This window comes from Bradyrhizobium sp. (genome assembly GCF_027451485.1).
Classification (GTDB): Bacteria; Pseudomonadota; Alphaproteobacteria; order Rhizobiales; family Xanthobacteraceae; genus Bradyrhizobium.
In genome coordinates, this window is the sequence record NZ_DAIDJE010000044.1 from 19215 (window position 1) to 42664 (window position 23450).

Consider the following 23450-nt stretch of genomic DNA (forward strand, 5'->3'; position numbering starts at 1 on the left):
ATATGCATATTGAGGAATGAGATGAACCGTGTGTCCGTTGGCTGTCGATGCGGCCAAGCATGGGAGGCGTCCTTTGAACACGACCGGCCTTCAGCGATGGCGCGACTTTGTCAGGTCCCACGATCCTGCAGTCCTTTGGGACTCGCTCCATCCGGACGTGGTATTCGAGAGCCCCGTCGTGCATACGCCGCAGCGCGGCCGCGACATCACATTCAAATATCTCACCAGCGTGGTCAAAATCCTGGGCGGGCCAACCTTCCGCTTTACCGGCGAATGGACCAACGATACCGGGGCGGTGCTTGAATTCGCAAATGACATTGACGGGATCACGATCAACGGCGTCGATATCATCACCTGCGACGCCGAGGGCCGCATCACGCGTTTCAAGGTGATGGTTCGTCCGCTGAAAGCCATCAATCTGCTGCATCGCCTGATGGCCGAGCAGCTGGGGAAGACGCCGTGACCTATCGAAAGACGGTGATGTAGCGGGATAGGTGCTGCCCTCGACCCAAGGAAATGGCTAAGGTTCCCTTTGAGCCTTTCCTAAGGAAACGCCAACACGACTTGCCGGGAGAACGTCATGCCGATCTACAAAGCGCCTGTCGAAGACGTCCAATTCCTGCTCAACGACGTCTTTCAGATTGATCGCTACGACAATCTTCCGGGCTTCAGCGACGCGTCGGCCGACGTTCGCGAGGCGATCCTAGGCGAGGCCGCCAAGCTCAGCGAAGAAGTGCTGCAGCCGCTCAATCGCGTCGGCGATCTCGAAGGCTGTATCCGTCACGACGACGGCAGCGTGACGACGCCGAAGGGATTTAGAGAGGCGTACAGGCAGGTCGCCGAAGGTGGCTGGCTCGGCCTTTCGGCGCCGACGGAATATGGCGGCCAGGGCCTCCCGATGACACTGAGCCAGAGCGTCACGGAATTTCTATCCTCGGCGAACATGGCCTTCTCCATGTATGGCGGCCTCACGATGGGGGCAACGGCGGCGCTGTTGGTCCATGGCAGCGCTGAACAGAAATCGACCTACGTGCCGAAAATGGTGGCCGGCGAATGGACCGGCACCATGAACCTTACCGAGCCGCAATGCGGCACCGATCTTGGTCTGATCCGCACCAAGGCGGTCAAGCAGGGCGACGGCAGCTACAAGATCTCCGGCACCAAGATTTTCATTTCGGCCGGCGAGCATGATCTGGCCTCCAATATCATCCATCTGGTGCTGGCGCGGATCGAAGGCGCCCCTAGCGGCATCAAGGGCATCTCGCTCTTCGTAGTGCCGAAATTCCTGGTCAATGCCGACGGTTCGCTGGGGCAGCGTAATGGCGTCAGCTGCGGCTCGATCGAGCACAAGATGGGCATTCACGGCAATTCGACCTGCGTCATGAACTACGACGGCGCCACCGGCTGGCTGGTGGGCGGCGAGAACAAGGGTATGCAGGCCATGTTCGTGATGATGAACGAGGCGCGGCTCGGTGTCGGTGTGCAGGGTCTGGCGCAGTCGGAAGTCGCCTATCAGAACGCCGCGGCCTATGCCCGCGACCGCTTGCAGGGGCGCGCGCTGTCCGGACCACAGGAAAAAGACAAGCCCGCCGATCCAATCATCGTGCATCCGGATGTGCGGCGTACTTTGCTCACAATCCGCGCCTTCAACGAAGCGGCACGCGCCATGGTGGTGTGGACCTCGCTGAAGAGCGACGTCGCCCACCGCTCCAGCGATCCCAAGGACCGCGAGGCCGCCGACGATCACATGGGTTTGATGACCCCGGTCCTGAAAGGCTATCTCACCGAAACCGGCTTCGCCAACGCGGTCCAGGCGCAGCAGATGTATGGCGGCCACGGCTATATTGCCGAGCAGGGGATGGAGCAGTTCGTGCGTGATGCGCGGATCGCCATGATCTACGAAGGCGCCAACGGCATTCAGGCGCTCGATCTGGTGGGGCGCAAATTGCCGCGTGACGGCGGCCGCGCCGTGATGGCGTTCTTCGGCGAGGTCGGCAGCTTCGCCAGGGAGCACGGCGGTGACGAGGCGATGAAGCCCTTTGTCGCGCCGCTGTCCACCGCGCTCGGTCACCTCCAGCAGGCCACCACCTGGCTGATGCAGAACGCCATGATGAAGCCTGACAATGCCGGCGCGGCCGCCACCGATTACATGCATTTGTTCGGCCTCGTGACGCTCGGCTATATGTGGGCCAAAATGGCCAAGGTCGCCCAGGACAAGATTGCAGGCGGCGGCGCGACGGCCTATCTCTCGACCAAGCTTGTGACCGGCCGCTTCTTCATGGAGCGGGTGCTGCCGGCGACATCGACACATCTGGCGCGGATCCAGAGCGGAAGCGCGACGATCATGGAACTGGCGGCGGACGCTTTCTGATCGAGGCTGTTTCGCCGATATCCTCGACCCGCTATCATATGACGACCATCATTCCGGGAGGGCATCATGCCTGAGGCTTATATCTACGATCACGTTCGCACGCCGCGCGGCAGAGGCAAGCCCGATGGCGCGCTTCATGAGGTGACGGCGCTCGCGCTTGCCACCGTGCCGCTGAAGGCGCTGAAGGAACGCAACAATCTCCCCGAGGATGTTGTCGATGACGTGATCCTCGGCGTGGTCGATCCGGTCGGCGAGGCCGGCTCCGACATTGCGCGCTTCGCATCGCTGCAAGCGGGTCTTGGCGAGGCGGTTCCGGGCATGCAGATCAGTCGCTTCTGCGCCTCGGGCCTTGACGCGGTGAATTTCGCCGCTGCGCAGATCATGAGCGGGCAGAACCAGCTCGTGATCGGCGGCGGCGCGGAGTCGATGAGTCGGGTCGGCATCGGCGCTTCCGGCGGGGCTTGGCCGATGGATCCTTCGATCGCGGTGCCTTCCTATTTCATGCCGCAGGGCATCTCGGCCGATCTGATCGCGACCAAATACGGTTTTTCGCGCGATGATGTCGATGCCTATGCGGTGCAGAGCCAGCAGCGCGCAGCAAAGGCCTGGGACGAGGGCCGCTTCAACAGGTCGGTGGTGCCTGTCAAGGACGTCAACGGGCTGACTATCCTCGCCAAGGACGAGCACATGCGGCCGTCGACGACCATGCAGTCGCTGGCGCAGCTCAAGCCGTCATTCGCCGATGCGGCGGCGATGGGCGGCTTCGACGGCGTGGCGATCCAGTCGCACCCGGAAATCGAACGCGTCAACTACGTGCATCATGCCGGCAACTCGTCCGGCATCGTCGATGGCGCCGGGGCTGTGCTGCTCGGCAGCAAGGAGGCCGGCAGCAAGTATGGCCTCAAGGCGCGTGCAAAGATTCGGGCCTTTGCCAATATCGGCTCGGAGCCAGCGATGATGCTGACCGGTCCGGTCGACGTCACCGAAAAGCTGTTCGGACGCTCCGGCATGAAGAAATCCGACATCGATCTGTTCGAGTTGAACGAGGCGTTCGCTTCCGTGGTGCTGCGCTATATGCAGGCCTTCGAGATCGATAGCGCCAAGATCAACGTCAATGGCGGCGCGATCGCGCTCGGCCATCCGCTGGGAGCAACCGGCGCGATGATTCTCGGCACCGTGCTCGACGAACTCGAACGCACCAACCAATCGACCGCGCTGGTGACGCTTTGCATCGGCGGCGGCATGGGAACCGCCACGATCATCGAGCGCGTTTAAGGGGACACCACATGGCCTTCAAGAATTTCACCGTTGAGACGGACGCCGACGGCATTGCGCTCGTGACCTGGAACATCCCCGGCCGTTCGATGAACGTGCTGGATCAGACCTCGACAGACGAACTCGAGGCAATTCTCAAGCAGACCACGGCCGATGCCGCGGTGAAAGGCGTGGTCATCACCTCCAGCAAGGAAGCGTTCTGCGCCGGCGCGGACCTTTCGATGCTCGAGGGCATGAACAAGGCCTATGCCAAGGCGCTCAAGGAGCAGGGCGAGACGGCCGCGAACCAGATGCTGTTCGACCAGAGCCGGCGCTTCTCGCTGGTGCTGCGTGGAATCGAGACATCGGGCAAGCCGTGGGCGGCTGCAATCAACGGCCTTGCTTTGGGCGGCGGCTTCGAGATCACGCTCTCCTGCCACTACCGGGTGGCCGCAGAGAATCCGAAAACGCGGCTTGGATTGCCGGAAGTGAAAGTCGGTCTGTTTCCGGGCGCCGGCGGCACGCAGCGCGTGCCGCGCCTGGTCCCCCCGCAGGATGCGATGACAATCCTGCTGAAGGGCGATCCGGTCACAGTCGAGAAGGCCAAGCAACTCAACCTCATCCATGCCATCGTGCCGGCTTCCGACCTGATCAAGGCCGCCAAGGACTGGATCAAAGGCGGCGGCAAAGCGGTCGCGCCCTGGGACGAGAAGGGATTCAAACTGCCGGCCGGCCCGGTCTATTCAAAAGCCGGCATGATGATGTTCCCGGCTGGCAATGCGATTTTCCGTCGCGAGACGTTCGACAATTATCCGGCGGCGCGCGCCATCATGCAGTGCGTCTACGAGGGCTTGCAGCTGCCGATCGACGCGGCGCTGCGGGTGGAATCGCGCTACTTCACCAAGATACTGCGTTCGAACGAAGCGGCTGCGATGATCCGCTCGCTGTTCATGTCGATGCAGGAACTGAACAAGGGCGCGCGGCGTCCGCAAAACGTTCCGCCGACCAGGGTCAAGAAGCTCGCCGTGATCGGTGCCGGCTTCATGGGGGCGAGCGTCGGCTATGTTTCGGCGCGTGCCGGCATCAACGTGGTGCTGATCGATCGCGACCAGGCCAGCGCCGACAAGGGCAAGGCGCACGCGCAATCGGTGATCGACGATCTGATCAAGAAGGGCCGCGCCAAGGAGAGCGACCGCGACGCGGTCCTCTCGCGGATCACCGCAACCGCCGACTATGCCGCGATTTCGGATTGCGATCTCGTCATCGAAGCCGTGTTCGAGGATCGTAAGGTGAAGGCGGAGACCTACGCGAAGGCACAGCCGCTGCTGCGAAAAGACGCGATCTTTGCCTCCAACACCTCGACGCTGCCGATCAACTCGCTGGCGGAAGAATTCAAGGACCAGGAGAAGTTCATCGGCATCCACTTCTTCTCGCCGGTCGAGAAGATGATGCTGGTAGAGGTCATCCTCGGCAAAAACACCGGCGACGTCGCGCTCGCCACCGCGCTCGACTATACGCGCCAGATCGGTAAGACGCCGATCGTCGTCAACGACTCCCGCGGCTTCTTCGCCAACCGCTGCGTCCTGCGCTTCACAGCCGAAGGGCTGGAAATGCTGATGGAAGGCGTGCCGCCGGCGATGATCGAGAACACGGCGAAGATGGCCGGCATGCCGGTCGGGCCGCTGTCGCTGTCGGATGAGGTCGCGCTCGACCTCGTGCTCAAGATCATGAAGGCGACGGAGGCCGATCTGGGTCCGAACGCCATCGACCAGGCGCAGAAGAAGCTCCTCGTCGAACTGGTCGAGAAGCAGGGCCGCTTCGGCCGCAAGAACGGCAAGGGCTTCTACGACTATCCCCAGAAGGGCAAGGGGCAGAAGAGCCTTTGGCCGAACCTCGGCGCCCTTCAGCCCAGGCATCTCGATCCCGATACGCTCGACGTCGAGGAACTGAAACAGCGGTTCCTGGTGGTGCAGGCGGTGGAAGCGGCCCGCACCGTCGAGGATCACGTCATCACCGATCCGCGTGAGGCTGATGTCGGTTCGATCCTCGGCTTCGGCTTTGCGCCGTTCACCGGCGGCACGCTGTCCTATATCGATTTCATGGGCACGAAAAAGTTTGTCGAGCTCTGCCACAAGCTCGAGGCCAAGTATGGCTCGCGCTTCGCGCCGCCGAAGCTTCTGGTCGACATGGCGCAGAAGGGCGAGACGTTCTACGGCCGCTTCCCGCCGAAAAAGCTCGCCGCGCAGGCGGCGGAGTAGTTGGGCGTCATTCCGGGATGGTGCGCTAGATCAGCACCAGACCCGGAATCAGGATTCTCAGATGCGCAACTGCGCATTGGGGTGCGATGCGGAGCCTGCCATCGGGCCGGCCAATAGGCCGACCCTGGCATCGCTCTGCAGTGACGATCAATCTTACGCCGCCTTGACGAGGCCTTCCTTGACGAGCGCCTCCTGGACCTTCGGTCGCGCGGCGACACGATCCCTGTAGGCGAGAAGGTTGTTCAATCCGGAGAGGTCGAACTTCATCCCCTCGGCCCAGCGCAGCATCACGTAAAGATAGCCGTCGGCCACCGTGAATTGTTTGCCCAGCAGGTAGTCGCCGCCGGCCAGCTGGCTGTCGACATATTTGAACTTGCCCATCGCGCGGTCCTTGAACACCCCCTTGGCCTCGTCCGAGAGCATGGGGTTGAACAGTGGACCGATGTTCTTGTGCAATTCGCCGTTGACGTAGGTCAGCCATTCCAGAAGCTTGTAGCGCTCGGCGCTGTCGCGGGCCGGCGCAAGGTTCTTGGCGGGGACCTTGTCGGCAATCATCTGCACGATTACGGGGCCCTCGGTGATCAGTTCGCCACTGTCCAGGGCCAGTGCCGGCACCTGGCCTTTGGGGTTGACCTTCAGGAAATCGTCACCGTTTTCGAGTTTCTTGGCACGCAGGTCGACCTTCACCAGATCGTAGGGAAGACCGGCTTCCAGGAGCGCGATATGAGGGGAGAGCGAGCAGGCTCCGGGCGAATAATAGAGTTTCATGGATTTCCTCCCTTTAAGACGGTGCCAAATGGCCCTCGCATGGTTAAATGCAAATGCATGAAGTAGTCAACATTGATGCACATGCATCGAGTGCGCTAGAATGCATACGAAGGTGTGGGCCAGGTCATGAAGCGTAAACCATCGACGGAAGCGACCGCCGCCTGGATTCGCCTGATGCGAGTTCAGAGCCGGGTGCTCAATGCCGTCGAGCAGGATCTGAAGAAGGCCGGCTTTCCGCCGCTGGCCTGGTATGACGCGCTGCTGGAATTGTCGCGTGCGCCTGCCGGCGAGCTTCGGCCGGTGGAATTGGAAAAGCAGATGCTGCTTCCGCAATACTCCACCTCCCGGCTGATCGACCGCCTGGTGGACGAGGGGCTTGCCGTCCGGCGTGAGTGCAAGATCGACAAACGCGGCCAGTTCGTCGAGATCACGGAAGCCGGGCGTGAGCTGCAAAGAAAGATGTGGAGCGCCTATTCGGCTGGAATCGAGAAGCACGTCGGCTCGAAACTCTCGGACGCCGATGCCGTCAAACTTTGCGGCCTCTTGGACCGGCTTGGCTGTTCCTGCGGGGAGGCCGCCTCGCTCGCTGTCAAAGACGGTGCGGCGGTCCGATGATGCCGTACATATCTGTGCTAGCCGCGGGCCGCCCGGTCCGCGGAGATCTTCGCCACCGCGCGCGTTCGGTCGCAGCGCCCCAAGTCAGGAATTTGCATGGCGCGTGACCAGCTCGATATGACCCCGCTCCAGTCGCGCGACGAACTGGTCGCGTGGCTCGAGGCCGGCGTAAAGCCCGCTTCCGAATTCCGTATCGGAACCGAGCACGAGAAAACCCCGTTCACGTTGAGCGGCCATGAGCCCGTGCCTTACGAAGGCGCGCGCGGCATCGGCGCTCTTCTCGATGGCATGAAGCTGCTGCTCGGCTGGGAGCCGATCATGGAGCGCGGCAACATCATCGGGCTTTACGACGTCACCGGCGGTGGAGCGATTTCGCTCGAGCCGGGCGGACAGTTCGAACTGTCCGGCGCGCCGGTGGAGACCGTGCATCAGACCCAGAGTGAGCTGATGGCGCACCTTGCGCAGGTACGGGAGGTCGCAACGCCTTTGGGCATCGGCTTCCTCGGGCTAGGCATGACGCCATCCTGGTCGCGGGCGCAGATTCCTGTGATGCCCAAGGGCCGCTACAAGATCATGACCAACTACATGCCAAAAGTCGGCCGGTACGGCATCGACATGATGTACCGGACCTGCACGGTACAGACCAATCTCGACTTCTCGTCCGAAGCCGACATGGTCAAGAAATTGCGGGTATCGCTGGCCTTGCAGCCGGTCGCCACCGCCCTGTTCGCGAATTCGCCCTTTACCGAAGGAAAGCCTAACGGCTTTCTCTCGTTCCGCTCGGAAATCTGGCGGGACACCGATAATGCGCGCTCGGGGATGCTGCCGTGGGCGTTCGAGGATGGCATGGGGTTTGAGCGCTGGGTCGACTATGCGCTCGATGTGCCGATGTATTTTGTCAAACGCGACGACGACTATATCGATGTGTCGGGCACGTCGTTTCGGGATTTTTTTGAGGGGAAAAATCCGGCGCTTCCCGGCGAACGGCCGATGCTGTCCGATTGGGCCAATCATCTTTCGACGATTTTCCCGGAAGTTCGCTTGAAGCGCTACCTGGAAATGCGCGGCGCCGATGGTGTGCCCTGGGGGCGCTTGCCGGCATTGCCGGCCTTCTGGGTCGGACTTTTGTATGATGACACCAGCCTCGACGCGGCCTGGGAGCTCGTCAAAGGCTGGAAGGCCTCGGAGCGGCAATCGTTGCGCGATGACGTCCCGCGTCTTGGCTTCAAGGCCAGGATCAAGGACCGCTACATCTTCGAAATTGCGAAGGACTGTCTGGCGCTGGCGCATGCGGGATTGCGGCGGCGCGCCCACGCCGACCAATCCGGGCGCGATGAAACGCGTTATCTGGAGCCGCTGGACCGGATCATCGACGCCGGACAGACCCCGGCGGAAGAGATGCTGGCCAAGTTCAACGGGGCATGGGGCGGCTCGGTTGCGCCCGCCTATGACGAATACGCCTTCTAGGTCAGATATCAGCGTGCCGGCGGGTCTCCGGCCGTTCATCAGCCGTACAGGTTCATGGCGATCAAATGGCGCAGCCGCAATCATTTCAATCGGTTGAAAGCATCTCGTATGTGGGGAGGCCGCCTGCTGCCAGGGCCCATCTTGCGAAGTTCGTGCGCCATCGCAGCAGCCATCTTCACGAACTTCGGAAGATCGCGGGCACAGGCAGACTTATCGAATCCAGTTCTGCTTTATCGATCTGAAGTCCCTGATCGAATCCGCCGCTCTTGGTGGAGGGATTGCAGGTCCGCGGTCCTGGCGTGTTTGGGAACGTTCGTTCTCCTCGCCGCCATGACCGTTCATCGACCGGCCGCGGCACAGGCCAATTTCGACCGGCCGGGCGGCGACTATCTGAGTTTGCCGGTGGCTTCGGGCGATCCGGCGGAGTGCGCGCTGGTTTGCGAGCGGGACCGCCGCTGCCGCGCCTGGAGCTTCAACTACCCGAACGAGACGTCTCACGCGGCGGTCTGCTGGCTCAAGAACAGTGTGCCCGCGCGCGTCGCGGATGACTGTTGCGTGTCAGGGGTGCGCGGCGCCGGCGTGCTGGAAACGCGTAATGGCGCAATCGAGACCTCGATCGATCGCGCAGGTGGCGATTACCGCACTTTCGAACTCAAGCGCGGCGACCGGGATGAGGTCTGCAAGGCAGCGTGCGCAGCCGACAACAAATGCCGAGCATGGACCTACGCGCGCGCGGGTTATGTCGGCCGAGAACCTCACTGTTATTTGAAGAAGGAGATCAAGCCACCGCGACGCAGGCCCGGCTTTATCTCCGGTGTGGTCAGGTAACATTGCGCTCCTCTGCGGCGTAACAACGCTAGCCGCTCAAGCCTCAAAGAGAAGGCAGGGCAAACCACGGAGCTGACGATGATCATCACGCGCAGGTTTTTGAACGGGGCATTGGTTGCAGGCGCCTTGGCGGTCGTTGCGCCCTTGGCGGCCTCCAGGGCGAATTCGGCGGTGCCGTTTTCCACCGATGCGTTCAAGGCCGCCCAGGCGGCCGGCAGTCCGATCCTGGTCGAAATCCACGCCGACTGGTGTCCGACCTGCAAAGCGCAGAAGCCCATTCTCGACAAGCTGACGGCTGAGCCGAAGTTCAGGGACCTGAAAATCTTCCGTGTCGATTTCGATGCCCAAAAACCGGCGGTCAAGGCGTTCGGCGCACGAATGCAGTCAACCTTGATCGTCTTCAAGGGCAACACGGAGCAGGGACGCTCTGTCGGCGACACCAAGGAAGCCTCAATCGCAGCCCTGCTCGACAAGAGCCTTTGATACCAGTGGAGCGGATTTGAAATTCGCTGCCCGCCGAGCCGCAAGCTCGTTAAGCCAATGTCACATCCTAAACTCCACCAGAAAAATATGGCTTGTGGTCCTTTGATTCTGACATTCGCAAAGCGACCGCTGAGAGGGGATGCGAATGTTGGAATCGGACCACTAGCGTGACCGCGCTTGCTCTGGCCTTCGCGGCGGGGATCCTGTCGATCCTGTCGCCATGTGTGTTGCCGCTCGTGCCGATCGTGCTTGGCGCGGCGGTGACTGCGCACCCCTTCGGCGCTGTGGCTTTGGCCGCGGGGCTGGCGTTATCGTTCACCGGGCTTGGCCTGATGCTCGCACTGGCGGGATTTGGGCTGGGCATCGATGCCGGCACGTTCCGCTTCGCAGCGGCTGCCGTGATGATCGCGCTGGGCGCGATCCTTGTGGTTCCCTCATGGCAGGCACGGCTTGCGAGCGCTGGCGGTCCGGTTTCGGCCTGGGCCGATCGCCGCCTCGGCGGATTTGCTTCGTCAAGCCTTGCGGGCCAGATCGCGATCGGCCTGTTGCTGGGTGCGGTGTGGTCGCCATGCGTCGGCCCCACGCTTGGAGCGGCGTCCCTTCTGGCTTCCCAGGGCCACGATCTGACGAGGGTTGGCCTCACGATGGGGGCGTTCGGCATCGGCGCCGGCATGCCGCTGGTTCTGCTTGGGCTTCTCTCCCGCGCAACCTTGATGCGAATGCGCGGCAATCTGATGTCGGCCGGCAAGCTCGGCAAGGCTCTGTTGGGCGCGGCGTTTATCGTCATTGGCCTTGCAATCGTCAGCGGCGCCGACAAGCGAGTCGAGGCAGCGCTGGTCGAGGCCTCGCCTCAATGGCTGACCGACTTGACGACATCTTTTTGAGCCCACGTGCGTCTGGATGAGCGACAATGCAACTGGAATCGAGGCTGACCTGCCCGAAATGCGGCTTTCAGGCCACCGAGCAAATGCCGCTCGATGCCTGCCAGTTCTTTTATGAGTGCAAGGGATGCGGCGAAAAGCTGAAGCCGAAAGCCGGCGATTGCTGCGTGTTCTGTTCTTACGGCTCAGCGCCGTGCCCGCCGGTCCAGCAGGACGGCGGGCGCAAATGCTGCGGCTAACCCCGCCCTCAATGCACCGATGTGAAGAATCGGGCGAGGCGGAAGCCGGACAACCACGTCCAGACCGGCTGCTCGCGGATGCCGAGATCCCATGAGCCGATCACGGCGTCAGCGCGGCCGACCAAATCGTCGATCGGCAACAGGCCGACGCCGCCATCGCGAAGCGGTACGCGGCTGTCGGCCGAATTGTCGCGGTTGTCGCCCATCACGAACAGACAGCCGGGCGGCACCGTGACCTCCTGTGTGTTATCGAGGCGGCCGTTGTCGCGAAGCTTGAAGATTGCATGGCTGACGCCGCCGGGCAGCGTCTCGATGTAGCGCCTTGCCGGTTCATATTCGCCGCGCTCGTCCTCCACCTGCCCGATTCCGTCCGGCTTGAGCGAAGCCGCACGGTCGTTGATGAACAGTTGGCCCTGGCGCATCTGGATGCGGTCGCCGGGAATTCCAACCACCCGCTTGACCCAGGCTTGCGAGCGATCGCCGGGCCAGCGAAACACCACGACATCGCCGCGCTTGGGCGGACTGCCGAACACGCGGCCGGTTTCCGGCAAATTGATCTGAATCGGCAGCGAAGCGGTGCCGTAGCCGTAAGGGAATTTCGAAGCCAGCAGCGCATCGCCGATCATCAGCGTCGGCTCCATGGAGCCCGACGGCACATAGAACGGTTCGGCGATCGCGCCCTTGGCCAGGAAAACCAGTCCGAGCGCTGCCGCGAATTGCAGCAGTTGAGCTCCCCAGCCCCGCGCACGCTTGGCGATCGTTTGCCGTTCCATCGTCATGAACCGGTTCCTCCAACAGTAATGCGTTCCATCCGCAGCGTCGGCTGGCCGACGCCGACCGGGACGCCTTGGCCGTTCTTGCCACAGGTGCCGATCCCTGTGTCGAGCGCGAGGTCGTTGCCGACCATCGTGATGCGATGCAGGTCGGTTGGTCCATTGCCGATCAGCATCGCGCCTTTCAAGGGCGCGCCAACCTTGCCGTTCTCAATGCGGTAGGCCTCGGTGCACTGAAATACGTATTTGCCGGAGGTGATATCGACCTGGCCGCCGCCGAAATTGGCGGCGAAAATGCCGTTCTTCACCGAGGCGAGGATTTCCGCCGGATCGCGGCCGCCGGACAGCATGTAGGTGTTGGTCATGCGCGGCATCGGCACGTGGGCATAGCCCTGGCGGCGTCCGTTGCCGGTCGGCTTCATGTTCATCAGGCGCGCGTTCTGGCGGTCCTGCATGTATCCGACGAGGATGCCGTCCTCGATCAGCACAGTGCGGTTGGTCGGCGTGCCCTCGTCATCGATCGAAAGCGAACCTCGGCGCGAAGCCATGGTGCCGTCATCGACCACGGTGACGCCCTTGGCCGCGACCTGCTGGCCCATCAGCCCGGCGAAGGCGCTCGTCTTCTTTCGGTTGAAGTCGCCTTCGAGCCCGTGGCCGACGGCTTCGTGCAGCATCACGCCGGGCCAGCCCGCCCCTAACACGACGTCCATTTCGCCAGCGGGGGCCGGCACCGATTCCAGATTAACCAGCGCCTCGCGGATCGCGCCATCGGCGGCCTCGCGCCAGGCCTTGGTGTCGATGAAGCGGGCATAGCCTTCGCGGCCACCATAGCCTCTCGAGCCGCTTTCCTGACGGTCGCCCTGGCCGGCTACGACAGAGATATTCACCCGGACCAGCGGGCGGATGTCGCGGTAGCTTTCACCATCGGGACGCAGGATCTCGACCACTTGCCACGTGGCGCCAAGGCTGACCGTCACCTGCCGCACCCGCGGCTCCTTGTCGCGGACGTAAGCATCGATTTCGGCGAGCAGCTTGACCTTGGCCTCAAATCCGGGGGCGTCCAGGGGGTTCTCATCGCCATAAAGCCGGACATTGGTGTGCGGCGGGGCTGCGGCAAACGTCCCGCTGTAGCCGCCGCGGACGGCGGCCACGGCGTCCGCGGCACGCATAAGGGCCGGCAGCGAGACGTCGGAAGAGTGCGCATAGCCGACCGCATCATCCTTCACGGCGCGCAAGCCGAACCCCTGGCTGGTGTCGTAAGTCGCCTGCTTCAGCCGCCCGTTGTCGAACATCAGGGCTTCGGTCTGGCTGTATTCCAGGAACAACTCGCCATCGTCGGCGCCTTTCAGGCCCCGCGTGATCTGCTGGCGGACAGAATCGCGGTCAAGATTGGCGCGATCGAGAAGCGAGGTGGGGGGCGTCATGCGTGCTCCAATTTTTCGATTCGTTCCGCTCGGTCTATCATCCGCCTTGCGTCCGGAGCCTGTAAGGCTCGCGCAGCTTCGGATTGCCAGCCGAGCTTATCAAAACCTGCGCAGTGGTCGCCTTACATCACCGTAACCCGGATGACGCGACTACTCCAAAATAGGCACGATAGCCTGCGAAGGGGAGGGGCGGGGGCATCCCGTCAAGCGGGGCACAACGTCTCACGGCAATTTGTCATAGCCCTCGCCGAGCCCGTTCAGGCTGAGCGGGAAGCCGATACCCTCCTCGGGCGTCTCGAAGATGATGAACGTGGCGGTCTTGGCGCTTCGCAGTTGTCCCAATAACTTGTCGTCCAACACGACCTCGGCCACGCAGCCGTTGGGCAGGCATCGGACAAAGCCGGCGCGGCCGACGTCGACATTGTCGAGCTTCAGCCCGAGTCCGGACGGCAGAAGGACCCCGAGCGGCGCAACCACCCTCATCAGCCGGCTCTTCTGGTCGGCGGTCTTGAGCACAATGACGGTCAAGCCGGCATTGGAACGGTCCTCGGCCACGACGCTCTGGATCAGCGCGCATTGCTCGGCTTTCGCGCCCGGCGGGGTATCGCAGCGGATTTGCCAGTCGCCGTGGACCGAACGCACCGCGCCCTGGGCGAGAGCCGGCGCCGTCAGGCCGAACCAGCAAAAAATGACCAGGCTGGCCGCCATTCCAACAATTGATCGCAGGGCGAACGCGTGATCTCCCGGCTCGCGGCTCGGCGTGGAACTGGCCGGGTGTTTCGAAGGCCCCATCAGGGTCGATTCCTTGATATTTCTTTGGCTTGAGTGGTTGGCAACTTGGCCGCGACCCGACTGATACGGCAAATGACGGCGCCATGAAGGCTGTCTTATTTCACCGGAGCCGAATCCACCAACGAATCAGGTCCCGCAAGAGGAACATTTCCGTGCCTACATCCGGTAATCCGCCTGTCAAGCCATCGCCCGTCTGAAGGCGGAAATTTCGGCGGATTTTCCGTAAAAATGCCACCTGCTCACATTTGCGGGTGATGCGCGCTGATAGGCCGCACTACTGCATTGCGATGCCCGTAGAATTATGGTTTGAGAAGCTGGAAATTGAATTATTCCAGCAAGCTGGCCCTATATGCTTCCAAAGTGCATGCCAAGGCCATCTGTCAGGGTCGGATTGCTCGCCCATTCTTTGCCTGCGGCGGAATGTACGAGGGTTTCATCGAAGGGAGCGGAAGCGACATGAATATGTCGAAGGGCAGGGTGGCCCGGTGCGGAGCGGGTCTGGCGGTCGCTGGCGCCGCGATGTTGGCGAGCGGCGCGGCATTGGCGGCAAAACTGGGGCAGCCCTCGCCGTGGGAGATCGGCCTTCAGCCGTCGGGCTCGCCGGTGATGGACAACATCACCTGGTTTCATAATTTCCTGTTGGTCCTGATCACCGCCATCACGCTCTTCGTGCTGGCGTTGCTTGTCATCGTCATCGTGAAGTTCAACGCTCGAGCAAATCCTGTGCCCTCCCGGACCACCCACAACACCCTGATCGAGGTGGCGTGGACGTTGGTCCCGGTGCTGATCCTGGTGGGTATCGCGGTGCCATCGTTCCGCTTGCTGTTCCAGGAACTCGACGTTCCGAAGGCGGACCTGACCGTCAAGGTGACCGGCAAGCAGTGGTACTGGAGCTACGCCTATCCCGACAACGGCAAGTTCGAATTCGATTCGCTCCTGTCGAAAGACAAGCAGCCGCGGCTGCTCGGGGTTGATAATGAAATGGTCGTGCCGGTAAACAAGGTCGTCCGGGTGCAAATCACCGGCGCCGATGTGATCCACTCCTTCGCGGTGCCGGCGTTCGGCATCAAGATCGACGCCATTCCCGGCCGCCTCAACGAAACCTGGTTCAAGGCCGAGAAGACCGGCATGTATTACGGCCAGTGCTCGCAGCTATGCGGCAAGGACCACGCCTTCATGCCGATTGCAGTGCACGTGCTGACCGACCAGGAGTTCGCGGCCTGGGTTGAGGGCGCCAAGAAGAAGTTTGCCGCCAATCCGGGCAATGAGTTCGCCTCGGCTGGCACGACAGCGCAGTGATCCGGACGGGCGGCCTTCTGAGGGCGGTCCGCAATTCATCTTCGGGGTGCGCTTCAAGGGGCGAGGGATCCGAAGGTCTTCTAAGAGCTTGCAAAGCAGGGTTTGAAAATGGCAACCACGGCAGCGACACACGATCACGCTCATGACGATCACGCTCACCACCATCCGACAGGGTGGCGGCGCTGGTTGTTTTCGACAAACCACAAGGACATCGGGACGATGTACCTCGTGTTCGCAATCATGGCCGGCATAATCGGCGCTGCAATGTCGATCGCGATCCGTGCCGAGCTGATGTTCCCGGGCGTTCAGATCTTCCACGACACCCATACCTACAACGTGTTCGCGACCTCGCATGGCCTGATCATGATCTTCTTCATGGTGATGCCGGCGATGATCGGCGGCTTCGGCAACTGGTTCGTGCCGTTGATGATCGGAGCGCCCGACATGGCGTTCCCGCGCATGAACAATATCTCGTTCTGGCTTCTGCCGGCTTCCTTCTCGCTGCTTCTCATCTCGACGATGGTCGAGGGCGAGCCCGGCACCCTCGGTGCCGGCACCGGCTGGACCATTTATGCGCCGCTGTCGACCGCGGGGCATCCTGGGCCGGCGGTCGATTTCGCGATCCTGGCGCTCCATCTGGCCGGTGCCTCGTCGATTCTGGGCGCCATCAACTTCATCACCACGATCTTCAACATGCGCGCTCCCGGCATGACCCTGCACAAGATGCCGCTGTTCGTATGGTCGATTCTGGTGACCGTGTTCCTGCTGCTCTTGTCGCTGCCTGTGCTGGCGGGCGGCATCACCATGCTGCTGACCGACCGTAATTTCGGCACGACGTTCTTTTCGCCCGAAGGCGGTGGCGATCCGTTGTTGTTCCAGCACCTGTTCTGGTTCTTCGGTCATCCCGAAGTGTACATCCTGATCCTGCCGGGCTTCGGCATGATCAGCCAGATCGTCTCCACCTTCTCCCGCAAGCCCGTGTTCGGCTATCTCGGCATGGCCTATGCGATGGTGGCGATCGGCGGTATCGGCTTCGTGGTGTGGGCGCACCACATGTACACGGTCGGAATGTCCTCGGCGACGCAGGCTTACTTCGTCGCGGCCACGATGGTTATTGCGGTGCCGACCGGCGTCAAAATCTTCTCGTGGATCGCCACGATGTGGGGCGGCTCCATTGAGTTTCGCACGCCGATGCTGTGGGCGATCGGCTTCATCTTCCTGTTCACGATTGGCGGCGTCACCGGCGTGGTGTTGGCCAATGCCGGCGTCGACCGCGTGTTGCACGATACCTATTACGTGATCGCGCACTTCCACTATGTGCTGTCACTCGGTGCAGTATTCGCGATCTTCGCCGGCTGGTACTACTGGTTCCCGAAGATGACCGGTTACATGTACAACGAGACCATCGCCAAAGTGCACTTCTGGGTTACCTTCATCGGCGTCAACCTGATCTTCTTCCCGCAGCACTTCCTCGGGCTGGCCGGCATGCCGCGGCGTACGGTCGACTACCCGGATGCCTTTGCCGGTTGGAACTTCATCTCCTCGATCGGCTCCTACATCGCCGGCTTCGGCGTGCTGATCTTCTTGTACTGCATGTTCGACGCCTTCTTCCTGCGTAAGGAGCGGGCTGTCGATAATCCGTGGGGAGCCGGTGCGACGACGCTGGAATGGACACTGTCGTCGCCGCCGCCGTTCCACCAGTTCGAGGTGCTGCCGCGCGTACAGTAATGAGACACGCGGCGCGTCAGGCGCCGCGTCCCTGCAAGGAAGAAAGTCGTCTTGTCGGTCGTTGATCACTCAGGCATCGAACTGTCACCGCGGATTTCGGAAGCCGACGTCGCCGATTACGTCGCACTTCTGAAGCCGCGGGTGATGTCCCTCGTCATTTTCACCGCGCTCGTCGGCCTCTTTATCGCACCGGTCCATGTGCACCCGGTGCTGGCTTTCACGTCCATTCTCTGCATTGCCGTCGGCGCAGGCGCGTCCGGCGCACTGAACATGTGGTACGAGGGCGACATCGATGCCCTGATGTCGCGCACAGCGAACCGGCCGATCCCGCGCGGCCGGATCACTCCGCCGGAAGCCGCCGCTTTCGGCATGACGCTCGCCTTCTTTTCGGTGATGACGCTGGGCATTCTCGTCAACTGGGTCGCCGGTGCGTTGCTCGCATTCACGATCTTCTTCTACGTCGTTATCTACACGATCGCGCTCAAGCGCTGGACCGCGCAGAACATCGTGATCGGCGGGGCGGCGGGCGCCCTTCCGCCGGTGGTGGCCTGGGCGGCGGCCACAGGTTCGCTCTCGGTGGAACCGCTATTGTTGTTCCTGATCATCTTTTTCTGGACTCCGCCGCATTTCTGGGCGCTGGCGTTGTTTCGCAGCGAGGATTACGCCCGTGCCGGCGTTCCGATGCTGCCGGTGGTCGCTGGACCCGATGCGACGCGCTTGCAGATCCTGCTCTACACAATCGTGCTGGTTGCGGTGGCGCTGGCGCCTTGGCCCCTCGGCTATTTCGATGCGCTCTATGGCATCACCTCGCTTATCCTGGGCGGCGTCATGCTGGCGCTTGCGGCCAACGTCTACCGCCTGCGGGAGGGCCGCGAAGCCGCGCGCGCCACGCGCAGGCTTTTCGCGTTCTCGATTCTTTATCTGTTTTCGCTGTTTGCGACCCTTTTGATCGAGGTCGTGGTCCGCGCCCTCGTCCCGTCGATCTGGTAAGGCGCATGTCAAGGCAATGGCCGGCAACGATAGACCAGACGGAATTGTTCTCACCGAGGCGCAGAAAAAAAGCCGCCGCCGCCGGTCGATCGCAATTGCGCTCGCGCTCGGCGTCCTGGTCGTCCTGTTTTTCGCGGTCACCATCGTCAAGGGGCCGGCCGTGCTAGTGCGGCCGTTGTAGGACATGGCGAACCAGCCCAACCAGTTCAATCAGCGTCAGCCTTTCCCCGGCGAGAAGATGACCTCGCCGCTCCGCGGCCTGCGGCGCGACGCCATGGTGGCGGCAACTTGCGGCTTCGTGGTGGCGCTGATGGTCGGGGCTGCTTACGCGGCGGTGCCATTCTATAACTGGTTCTGCCGCACCACCGGCTTTAATGGCACAACGCAGGTGGCAATCTCGGCCCCGAGCGGAGCGCCGCTCGATCGCAAAGTTACCGTTCGCTTCGATTCCAACGTCGCCGGCGGTCTGCCCTGGAAGTTCGAGCCGGAGCAGAACGAAGTCGAGGTCAGGATCGGCGAAGTCAAAACCGTATTCTACAGGGTGACGAACCGGTCCGCGCGCACCACCACCGGGCAGGCGGCCTACAACGTCGCGCCGCTGACGGTTGGCTCCTATTTCGAGAAGATCAACTGCTTCTGCTTCACCGAACAGACCATGGAGCCAGGCGAAACGCGCGACATGCCGGTCGTTTTCTATGTGGATCCCTCGATTGTCAAAGACAGCGAGAACGACACGCTGAACACCATTACACTGTCCTACACGTTCTATCCCCTCCGTGAGTCCGCGATGAAGCCACTGGCTTCCGGTGAGGCGAAAAACTCGGGCCGCGGCGAAGAGGGTGAACTTTGAGGAGAGTACGCCTTGGCCGGTAACTCCCGGCCGAACGCGAAGTTTTGAATTTGGACGTTGAGACGACGCGGCCGGGCAGGCCGCTCTAACGGAGAGACCGAAAATGGCTACGGCGCAAGTCAAGCATCACGATTACCACCTCGTCGATCCGAGCCCGTGGCCGGTCGTCGGCTCCATTGCGGCCTTCATCATGGCGGTCGGTGCCATCATGTGGATGCACCACATGACCGGCGCGGCACCGATCATCTTCTTCGTCGGTCTGCTCGGCGTGCTCTATACCATGGCCAGCTGGTGGACGGATGTGATCCGCGAGGCGCAGTACAAGGGTGACCACACCCGCGTCGTCCAGATCAGCCACCGCTATGGCATGATTCTGTTCATTGCCTCCGAGGTGATGTTCTTCGTGGCCTGGTTCTGGGCCTTCTTCAATTCGGCCCTGTTCCCGGCTGACGCGGTCCACGCCGCTCGTGATGCCATTTTCGGTTGCGGTGCGGGCACCCAGATGGGAGCTTGCTCCGTTCCCGGCACGTGGCCGCCGAAGGGGATCGAGGCGTTCGATCCCTGGCATCTGCCGCTCCTCAACACGCTTCTGTTGCTCACCTCGGGCACAACCGTCACCTGGGCGCACCATGCCCTGCTTGAGAACGACCGTCAGGGTCTGAAATACGGCCTCTGGCTGACCATTGCGCTCGGGGCGTGTTTCACCTGCGTGCAGGCTTATGAGTACAGCCACGCGCTGTTCGGCTTCTCCGGCAATATTTACGGCGCGACCTTCTTCATGGCGACCGGCTTCCACGGCTTCCATGTGCTGGTCGGCACCATCTTCCTGATCGTCTGCCTCGTCCGCGCCTACGCCGGACACTTCTCGCCGACCCAGCATCTCGGCTTTGAGTTCGCGGCTTGGTATTGGCATTTCGTCGACGTGGTGTGGCTGTTCCTGTTCGCCTGCATCTACGTGTGGGGCACTGGCGGCGGCCGCCTGGTGGGCGCCGAATAATTTGGCCGTCACGGATTGGCAAAAGGGCGGCCGCGGGGCCGCCCTTTTTGTTTTGCGTCAAAGCGCACCGATGGTGTTCCATGCTAGAGGAGTTCTATGAAGGCTTCTTCGGATACCCCGGCCCTCTACCAGACTGTGCTGCGCGGGCTTGCCTGCAAATGTCCGCGTTGCGGCGACGGCAAGTTGTTCGCGGGCTTTCTGTCGCTCCGGCCAAGGTGCGAGTCCTGCGGGCTGGACTACACCTTTATCGACACGGGCGACGGCCCGGCCATCTTCATCATCATGCTGGCGGGCGCGATCGTGGTGGCCTGCGCGCTGGTCGTCGAAGTGAAGTATCAACCGCCATTCTGGTTGCATGCGGTGCTTTGGCTGCCATTGATACTCGCGACCACGCTGCTGCCCTTGCGTTCGATGAAATCGCTCCTGATTGCGCTGCAATTCCATCACAAGGCTGCGCCGGGTCGTTTAATTGACCGCGAGCCGAAATGAACGAAATCGCGGGACGGCGATCCCTTGGCTTCGGCCTTTTCACGCTGGCCATGACCGCCATCTTCATCGGCCTCGGCGTCTGGCAGCTCGAACGGCGGGTGGAAAAGCACGCGCTGATTGCGATGTTGACGGAGCGGCTGGCGGCAGAGCCGGGTCCATTGCCCCCGCCTTCCGATTGGAACAAGCTCGCCCCGCAAAGCGATGAATTCCGCCGCGTCCGCTTCACTGCGAGCTATACGGCGGAGCCTGATGCCATGGTTTTCAGCTCCGGGTCGGCCGTCCGCGGTGACGTGTCCGGGCCCGGCACCTGGGCGTTCATGCCGGCGCGCCTACCGGGCGGTCAGATCGTCGTCATCAACGCTGGTTTCGTGCAGAACACGATGCAGGACCGGGCGCAGCAGAATCGGGCAGTGTCGCCCCTTGTGACCGGCAAGCCGGCGGAACTCACCGGTTACATTCGGTTTCCTGCGAAGGCGGGCATGCTGACGCCCGCTGCCGATCCGGCAAAGCGGCTGTGGTTTACGCGCGATCACCTTGAGATGGCGCACCTGCTCGGCTGGGGCCAAGTTGCGCCGTTCTATGTCGATCTGGAGCAGCCAGTACCGCCGAACGGTGTTCCCTTGCCCGGCCCCCTCCAGGTCCACCTCAACGACGATCACATGCAATACGCCATCACCTGGTTCGCGCTCGCCGCTGCCGTCGTGATCGCGTTTTTGGTTTCGTTGCGGGGGAAACGCCGCAGCGCCGGCTGATCCGGCAAGTTGGCCGGTCTCCGATAAAAACGTAGCCGTCAGGACAGCTGCTTGTTCTCGCGGCTGACGAGCGAAAGCTGCTCGGTCTGGACGGCCTCCAGGCGCGCTATCATCAAAATGCCGGCAACGAAAGTCAGGCCGTGATCCTCAGCCTGTTCGATAGCGTCGTCGATTTTTTCAATCAGCACCCTCAGCTTTTTATTCTCTCGGAACATGAGATATCCTCTGGCTTGCTCGGACGTCGCGTCGGCAGCGCGCGCAATCACAGTTCAATCTTGCCGAATTTCCACCAATATGAACCGACTAGAGGGCCGCGAAAGGCTCGCGCAGCGCGGACCGTTCGATGACGGGCAGGTCCTGCCAGACGAGCACAGGCCCCGGCACTGATCGGCGGAGGCAGATCTCCGCCCACGCCCGTTCATTGACCTCGACGGTGACGGCGACCGTCGACATCGAATCAATCTCGATGGGCAGGCCGAGCGGGCGTGCGACCCAGCCTTGATCGAGCAGGCGCGGCAACCACCAGCTCTCCAGCACGATCGTGAAGGCCGACAGGCCGATGGAAAGGCCGTACTCCATTGCTGCGGCCTGAATCACCGCCTCAGCGCGTGGCCCGGCATGTTCGCCGCGCCGGTTCTTCACAACGAAAATCCGCGACAATTCGTAGACGTCGGTTCGCCGCACGGGGCCGTTCAGGGACAGCCCCGGAAATAATTCGCTAAGCAGCGTCGGTGCCGTGGTCGGTACCAATCGCATGCCGGCGATGATGGAGCGGCCTTCCAGACCAAGGAGGTAGACCGTCTCTTCGGTGTCGAACTGGTCTACCTCGCGCTTATCGGGACGCTCGAGCTCGGCCCATTTGCGCTCGACCACGTAAATCTGGTGCCGGAGACGGAAATAGTCCTCGAGGATTTGCGAGTACAAATGCCGGTTATCATGACGGATGACGTGAACGTCCATGGACCTCTCTCCAAACCGCGCGGCCTTGCACGTATCGGAGAGAGTGTTTTTTCGTTCGCCAGCCGGCTACTGTCCGAAAGGACAGGGCGGTGGTGCCTCTGGCCAAGGAACTTCAAGTTCGCCGCACTAGAGCTTGATCAGCCCCCAAGCGAGGGCCTTGGCGACCGCCGAGGTCCGGTTGACAGCGTTCAGCTTGCGTGAAGCTTCGACCAGGTGGAACTTCACCGTGCGCTCGGAGATCTTCAGGATCATCGAAATTTCCCAGGAGGTCTTGCCGCCGGCGACCCAGCGCAGGACTTCGCGTTCGCGGGCGGTCAGCGGATCGCGTTTTCCCCGTCGCGGCTTTGCCAGCGAACGAATGCGATTATGGGCGTAGACTCCGATCAGCTGGAGCGCGCTCTTGGATACCGGATCGAGGTACAGATGCTCGGTGGCGAGGCTGATCACGGCGCCGCCTTCGTCGTAATGCAGCGGAATGCAATAACCATCCCGCAGCTGGAATTCGGTAGCCCGGGTCATCACCCGATGCGCAGCGGGATCGTCGTCTTTGTCATAGCGCGCCTCCGACCATTCGAACGGCTGGACCGTCGAGGCGCCGTATCGCGGCACCGGATCGAGCGCGCTGAAATTTTCGCGCGTATAGAGCTCAAACCACTCGTCCGGCCAGCCGTTGGCGAGAGTCAAATCGGCAAGCGCAGTCCCCGGCGCCGGAAGACCTGCCATGATGTAGGCGTGGAATCCGCACGCCTTGATTTCGGACTCGAATAACCTGACGACGCCGGGCGCATTCAGCCGCTCGACCGCATCGACAAAATCGAGAGCTCGCCTACCCCACTGCCGGGCTGCGTTCGCCATCGTATCCCCTCAAGGCCCCCCCAAGATTGCAACCGCACCATGCCCGCGTCAATTACCGATAGCTCGCCGGGCTGGGTTACGCCGCAAGAGAAGCCCTCGGTCGAATGACGCGGCAGTCCCGGCCACAGCGTCGCGGAGGGACCGGTGCGCTGTGGCACTTCATGCTGCATTTCGCTCCGATCTGGGCTCGAAGATGCAGGTAAGAAGCGGTTCCCACTTCCTTCCAAAACGCTTATGGTGCCTCACTTTGCTCCCCGTTGGTGATTTTATGTATAAAAATCATATTGTTAATGGAATGTCGGCCATTGGAAGTGCGCGTCGTCCGCTTGAAGTCCCTGCTCCGCCCATCGTTAATCCGGTTCAGGAACTGCAGCCTT

Annotated in this window: 25 protein-coding genes; 18 read left to right on the forward strand and 7 right to left on the reverse strand. The window is 62.0% G+C overall.

The genetic code is table 11. The features are described 5' to 3' along the window. Window positions 1-73: 73 nt before the first annotated feature. From NEZ08_RS06215 to NEZ08_RS06230, 4 genes are all read left to right on the forward strand, one after another. Entirely contained in the window at window positions 74-463 is a 390-nt protein-coding gene (locus tag NEZ08_RS06215; protein WP_298105275.1) for a nuclear transport factor 2 family protein, read from the forward strand. A gap of 117 nt (window positions 464-580) precedes the next feature. Beyond that, window positions 581-2371: an acyl-CoA dehydrogenase C-terminal domain-containing protein gene (locus NEZ08_RS06220; RefSeq protein ID WP_298105277.1), complete on the forward strand. Its 1791-nt coding sequence runs from the start codon at window positions 581-583 to the stop codon at window positions 2369-2371. A 66-nt stretch (window positions 2372-2437) separates the two neighbouring features. Continuing rightward, window positions 2438-3646 carry an acetyl-CoA C-acetyltransferase gene (locus NEZ08_RS06225; RefSeq protein ID WP_298105279.1) on the forward strand — a complete coding sequence of 403 codons (1209 nt, stop codon included), beginning with the start codon at window positions 2438-2440 and terminating at the stop codon, window positions 3644-3646. A gap of 11 nt (window positions 3647-3657) precedes the next feature. After that, a complete protein-coding gene (locus NEZ08_RS06230; protein ID WP_298105282.1) occupies window positions 3658-5883 on the forward strand; it encodes a 3-hydroxyacyl-CoA dehydrogenase NAD-binding domain-containing protein in 2226 nt (741 codons plus the stop codon). A gap of 153 nt (window positions 5884-6036) precedes the next feature. Here NEZ08_RS06230 and gstA read toward each other — a convergent pair whose 3' ends face one another. Next, on the reverse strand, window positions 6037-6651 hold the full coding sequence (gstA, locus tag NEZ08_RS06235) for a glutathione transferase GstA (protein ID WP_298105286.1): 615 nt from the start codon (window positions 6649-6651) through the stop codon (window positions 6037-6039). A 126-nt stretch (window positions 6652-6777) separates the two neighbouring features. On the opposite strand from gstA, the gene NEZ08_RS06240 reads away from it, so the two are divergent. From NEZ08_RS06240 to NEZ08_RS06265, 6 genes are all read left to right on the forward strand, one after another. Then, window positions 6778-7266: a MarR family winged helix-turn-helix transcriptional regulator gene (locus tag NEZ08_RS06240; protein ID WP_298105289.1), complete on the forward strand. Its 489-nt coding sequence runs from the start codon at window positions 6778-6780 to the stop codon at window positions 7264-7266. Window positions 7267-7362: 96 nt separating this feature from the next. After that, window positions 7363-8733 (forward strand): glutamate--cysteine ligase, encoded by a 1371-nt coding sequence (locus tag NEZ08_RS06245; protein WP_298105291.1) that lies wholly within the window; start codon window positions 7363-7365, stop codon window positions 8731-8733. Window positions 8734-9063: 330 nt separating this feature from the next. Then, window positions 9064-9561 carry a PAN domain-containing protein gene (locus NEZ08_RS06250; protein WP_298105294.1) on the forward strand — a complete coding sequence of 166 codons (498 nt, stop codon included), beginning with the start codon at window positions 9064-9066 and terminating at the stop codon, window positions 9559-9561. Window positions 9562-9639: 78 nt separating this feature from the next. After that, on the forward strand, window positions 9640-10044 hold the full coding sequence (locus NEZ08_RS06255) for a thioredoxin family protein (protein WP_298105298.1): 405 nt from the start codon (window positions 9640-9642) through the stop codon (window positions 10042-10044). Window positions 10045-10211: 167 nt separating this feature from the next. Then, entirely contained in the window at window positions 10212-10928 is a 717-nt protein-coding gene (locus NEZ08_RS06260; RefSeq protein WP_298105301.1) for a cytochrome c biogenesis CcdA family protein, read from the forward strand. A 26-nt stretch (window positions 10929-10954) separates the two neighbouring features. Continuing rightward, window positions 10955-11164 carry a GDCCVxC domain-containing (seleno)protein gene (locus tag NEZ08_RS06265; RefSeq protein WP_298105304.1) on the forward strand — a complete coding sequence of 70 codons (210 nt, stop codon included), beginning with the start codon at window positions 10955-10957 and terminating at the stop codon, window positions 11162-11164. 8 nt (window positions 11165-11172) lie between these two features. Here NEZ08_RS06265 and lepB read toward each other — a convergent pair whose 3' ends face one another. The 3 genes from lepB to NEZ08_RS06280 all read right to left on the reverse strand — a co-directional run bounded on the left by lepB (window position 11173) and on the right by NEZ08_RS06280 (window position 14069). Beyond that, a complete protein-coding gene (gene lepB, locus NEZ08_RS06270; protein ID WP_298105307.1) occupies window positions 11173-11943 on the reverse strand; it encodes a signal peptidase I in 771 nt (256 codons plus the stop codon). After that, window positions 11940-13361, reverse strand: coding sequence for a metalloprotease TldD (gene tldD, locus NEZ08_RS06275; protein WP_298105310.1), 1422 nt, complete (start codon window positions 13359-13361; stop codon window positions 11940-11942). Before tldD ends, lepB begins: the two co-directional genes overlap by 4 nt. A 222-nt stretch (window positions 13362-13583) precedes the next feature. Then, the gene (locus NEZ08_RS06280; RefSeq protein ID WP_298105437.1) at window positions 13584-14069 is read right to left on the reverse strand and encodes an invasion associated locus B family protein; all 486 of its coding nucleotides are present in this window, start codon (window positions 14067-14069) and stop codon (window positions 13584-13586) included. 540 nt (window positions 14070-14609) lie between these two features. Between NEZ08_RS06280 and coxB the strand changes: the two genes are divergently transcribed. The 8 genes from coxB (at window position 14610) to NEZ08_RS06320 (ending at window position 21258) form a co-directional block, all read left to right on the forward strand. Continuing rightward, window positions 14610-15452, forward strand: a complete 843-nt coding sequence (gene coxB, locus NEZ08_RS06285) for a cytochrome c oxidase subunit II (RefSeq protein WP_298105313.1) — start codon at window positions 14610-14612, stop codon at window positions 15450-15452. 108 nt (window positions 15453-15560) lie between these two features. Further along, complete coding sequence (gene ctaD / locus NEZ08_RS06290) at window positions 15561-17180, forward strand: cytochrome c oxidase subunit I (RefSeq protein WP_298105317.1); 1620 nt, start codon at window positions 15561-15563, stop codon at window positions 17178-17180. 51 nt (window positions 17181-17231) lie between these two features. Continuing rightward, window positions 17232-18170, forward strand: a complete 939-nt coding sequence (locus tag NEZ08_RS06295) for a heme o synthase (protein WP_298105321.1) — start codon at window positions 17232-17234, stop codon at window positions 18168-18170. 16 nt (window positions 18171-18186) lie between these two features. Then, entirely contained in the window at window positions 18187-18351 is a 165-nt protein-coding gene (locus tag NEZ08_RS06300) for a CoxF protein (protein ID WP_298105324.1), read from the forward strand. Between the two features lie 57 nt (window positions 18352-18408). Further along, window positions 18409-19020, forward strand: a complete 612-nt coding sequence (locus NEZ08_RS06305; protein ID WP_298105327.1) for a cytochrome c oxidase assembly protein — start codon at window positions 18409-18411, stop codon at window positions 19018-19020. Between the two features lie 103 nt (window positions 19021-19123). Beyond that, window positions 19124-20017: a cytochrome c oxidase subunit 3 gene (locus tag NEZ08_RS06310; RefSeq protein WP_298105329.1), complete on the forward strand. Its 894-nt coding sequence runs from the start codon at window positions 19124-19126 to the stop codon at window positions 20015-20017. 96 nt (window positions 20018-20113) lie between these two features. Then, window positions 20114-20506, forward strand: coding sequence for a DUF983 domain-containing protein (locus NEZ08_RS06315; RefSeq protein ID WP_298105333.1), 393 nt, complete (start codon window positions 20114-20116; stop codon window positions 20504-20506). Then, window positions 20503-21258: an SURF1 family protein gene (locus tag NEZ08_RS06320; protein WP_298105336.1), complete on the forward strand. Its 756-nt coding sequence runs from the start codon at window positions 20503-20505 to the stop codon at window positions 21256-21258. The genes NEZ08_RS06315 and NEZ08_RS06320 overlap by 4 nt, the downstream gene beginning before the upstream one ends. A gap of 38 nt (window positions 21259-21296) precedes the next feature. On the opposite strand, the gene NEZ08_RS06325 is transcribed toward NEZ08_RS06320, so the two are convergent. The 3 genes from NEZ08_RS06325 to NEZ08_RS06335 form a co-directional block, all read right to left on the reverse strand. After that, window positions 21297-21473, reverse strand: a complete 177-nt coding sequence (locus NEZ08_RS06325) for a hypothetical protein (protein ID WP_298105339.1) — start codon at window positions 21471-21473, stop codon at window positions 21297-21299. An 88-nt stretch (window positions 21474-21561) separates the two neighbouring features. Continuing rightward, entirely contained in the window at window positions 21562-22218 is a 657-nt protein-coding gene (locus tag NEZ08_RS06330; RefSeq protein ID WP_298105342.1) for an acyl-homoserine-lactone synthase, read from the reverse strand. A 126-nt stretch (window positions 22219-22344) separates the two neighbouring features. After that, window positions 22345-23073 carry a LuxR family transcriptional regulator gene (locus NEZ08_RS06335; RefSeq protein WP_298105344.1) on the reverse strand — a complete coding sequence of 243 codons (729 nt, stop codon included), beginning with the start codon at window positions 23071-23073 and terminating at the stop codon, window positions 22345-22347. Window positions 23074-23450: the final 377 nt, after the last annotated feature.

Excerpts from the sequence above, each read along its gene's own strand:
- NEZ08_RS06220 (WP_298105277.1), top strand. The coding sequence starts at position 581 with ATGCCGATCTACAAAGCGCCTGTCGAAGACGTCCAATTCCTGCTCAAC.
- NEZ08_RS06225 (WP_298105279.1), top strand. The coding sequence starts at position 2,438 with ATGCCTGAGGCTTATATCTACGATCACGTTCGCACGCCGCGCGGCAGA.
- NEZ08_RS06230 (WP_298105282.1), top strand. The coding sequence starts at position 3,658 with ATGGCCTTCAAGAATTTCACCGTTGAGACGGACGCCGACGGCATTGCG.
- gstA (WP_298105286.1), bottom strand. The coding sequence starts at position 6,651 with ATGAAACTCTATTATTCGCCCGGAGCCTGCTCGCTCTCCCCTCATATC.
- NEZ08_RS06240 (WP_298105289.1), top strand. The coding sequence starts at position 6,778 with ATGAAGCGTAAACCATCGACGGAAGCGACCGCCGCCTGGATTCGCCTG.
- NEZ08_RS06245 (WP_298105291.1), top strand. The coding sequence starts at position 7,363 with ATGGCGCGTGACCAGCTCGATATGACCCCGCTCCAGTCGCGCGACGAA.
- NEZ08_RS06250 (WP_298105294.1), top strand. The coding sequence starts at position 9,064 with ATGACCGTTCATCGACCGGCCGCGGCACAGGCCAATTTCGACCGGCCG.
- NEZ08_RS06255 (WP_298105298.1), top strand. The coding sequence starts at position 9,640 with ATGATCATCACGCGCAGGTTTTTGAACGGGGCATTGGTTGCAGGCGCC.
- NEZ08_RS06265 (WP_298105304.1), top strand. The coding sequence starts at position 10,955 with ATGCAACTGGAATCGAGGCTGACCTGCCCGAAATGCGGCTTTCAGGCC.
- lepB (WP_298105307.1), bottom strand. The coding sequence starts at position 11,943 with ATGACGATGGAACGGCAAACGATCGCCAAGCGTGCGCGGGGCTGGGGA.
- tldD (WP_298105310.1), bottom strand. The coding sequence starts at position 13,361 with ATGACGCCCCCCACCTCGCTTCTCGATCGCGCCAATCTTGACCGCGAT.
- NEZ08_RS06280 (WP_298105437.1), bottom strand. The coding sequence starts at position 14,069 with ATGGCGGCCAGCCTGGTCATTTTTTGCTGGTTCGGCCTGACGGCGCCG.
- coxB (WP_298105313.1), top strand. The coding sequence starts at position 14,610 with ATGAATATGTCGAAGGGCAGGGTGGCCCGGTGCGGAGCGGGTCTGGCG.
- ctaD (WP_298105317.1), top strand. The coding sequence starts at position 15,561 with ATGGCAACCACGGCAGCGACACACGATCACGCTCATGACGATCACGCT.
- NEZ08_RS06300 (WP_298105324.1), top strand. The coding sequence starts at position 18,187 with ATGGCCGGCAACGATAGACCAGACGGAATTGTTCTCACCGAGGCGCAG.
- NEZ08_RS06305 (WP_298105327.1), top strand. The coding sequence starts at position 18,409 with ATGACCTCGCCGCTCCGCGGCCTGCGGCGCGACGCCATGGTGGCGGCA.
- NEZ08_RS06310 (WP_298105329.1), top strand. The coding sequence starts at position 19,124 with ATGGCTACGGCGCAAGTCAAGCATCACGATTACCACCTCGTCGATCCG.
- NEZ08_RS06315 (WP_298105333.1), top strand. The coding sequence starts at position 20,114 with ATGAAGGCTTCTTCGGATACCCCGGCCCTCTACCAGACTGTGCTGCGC.
- NEZ08_RS06320 (WP_298105336.1), top strand. The coding sequence starts at position 20,503 with ATGAACGAAATCGCGGGACGGCGATCCCTTGGCTTCGGCCTTTTCACG.
- NEZ08_RS06325 (WP_298105339.1), bottom strand. The coding sequence starts at position 21,473 with ATGTTCCGAGAGAATAAAAAGCTGAGGGTGCTGATTGAAAAAATCGAC.
- NEZ08_RS06330 (WP_298105342.1), bottom strand. The coding sequence starts at position 22,218 with ATGGACGTTCACGTCATCCGTCATGATAACCGGCATTTGTACTCGCAA.
- NEZ08_RS06335 (WP_298105344.1), bottom strand. The coding sequence starts at position 23,073 with ATGGCGAACGCAGCCCGGCAGTGGGGTAGGCGAGCTCTCGATTTTGTC.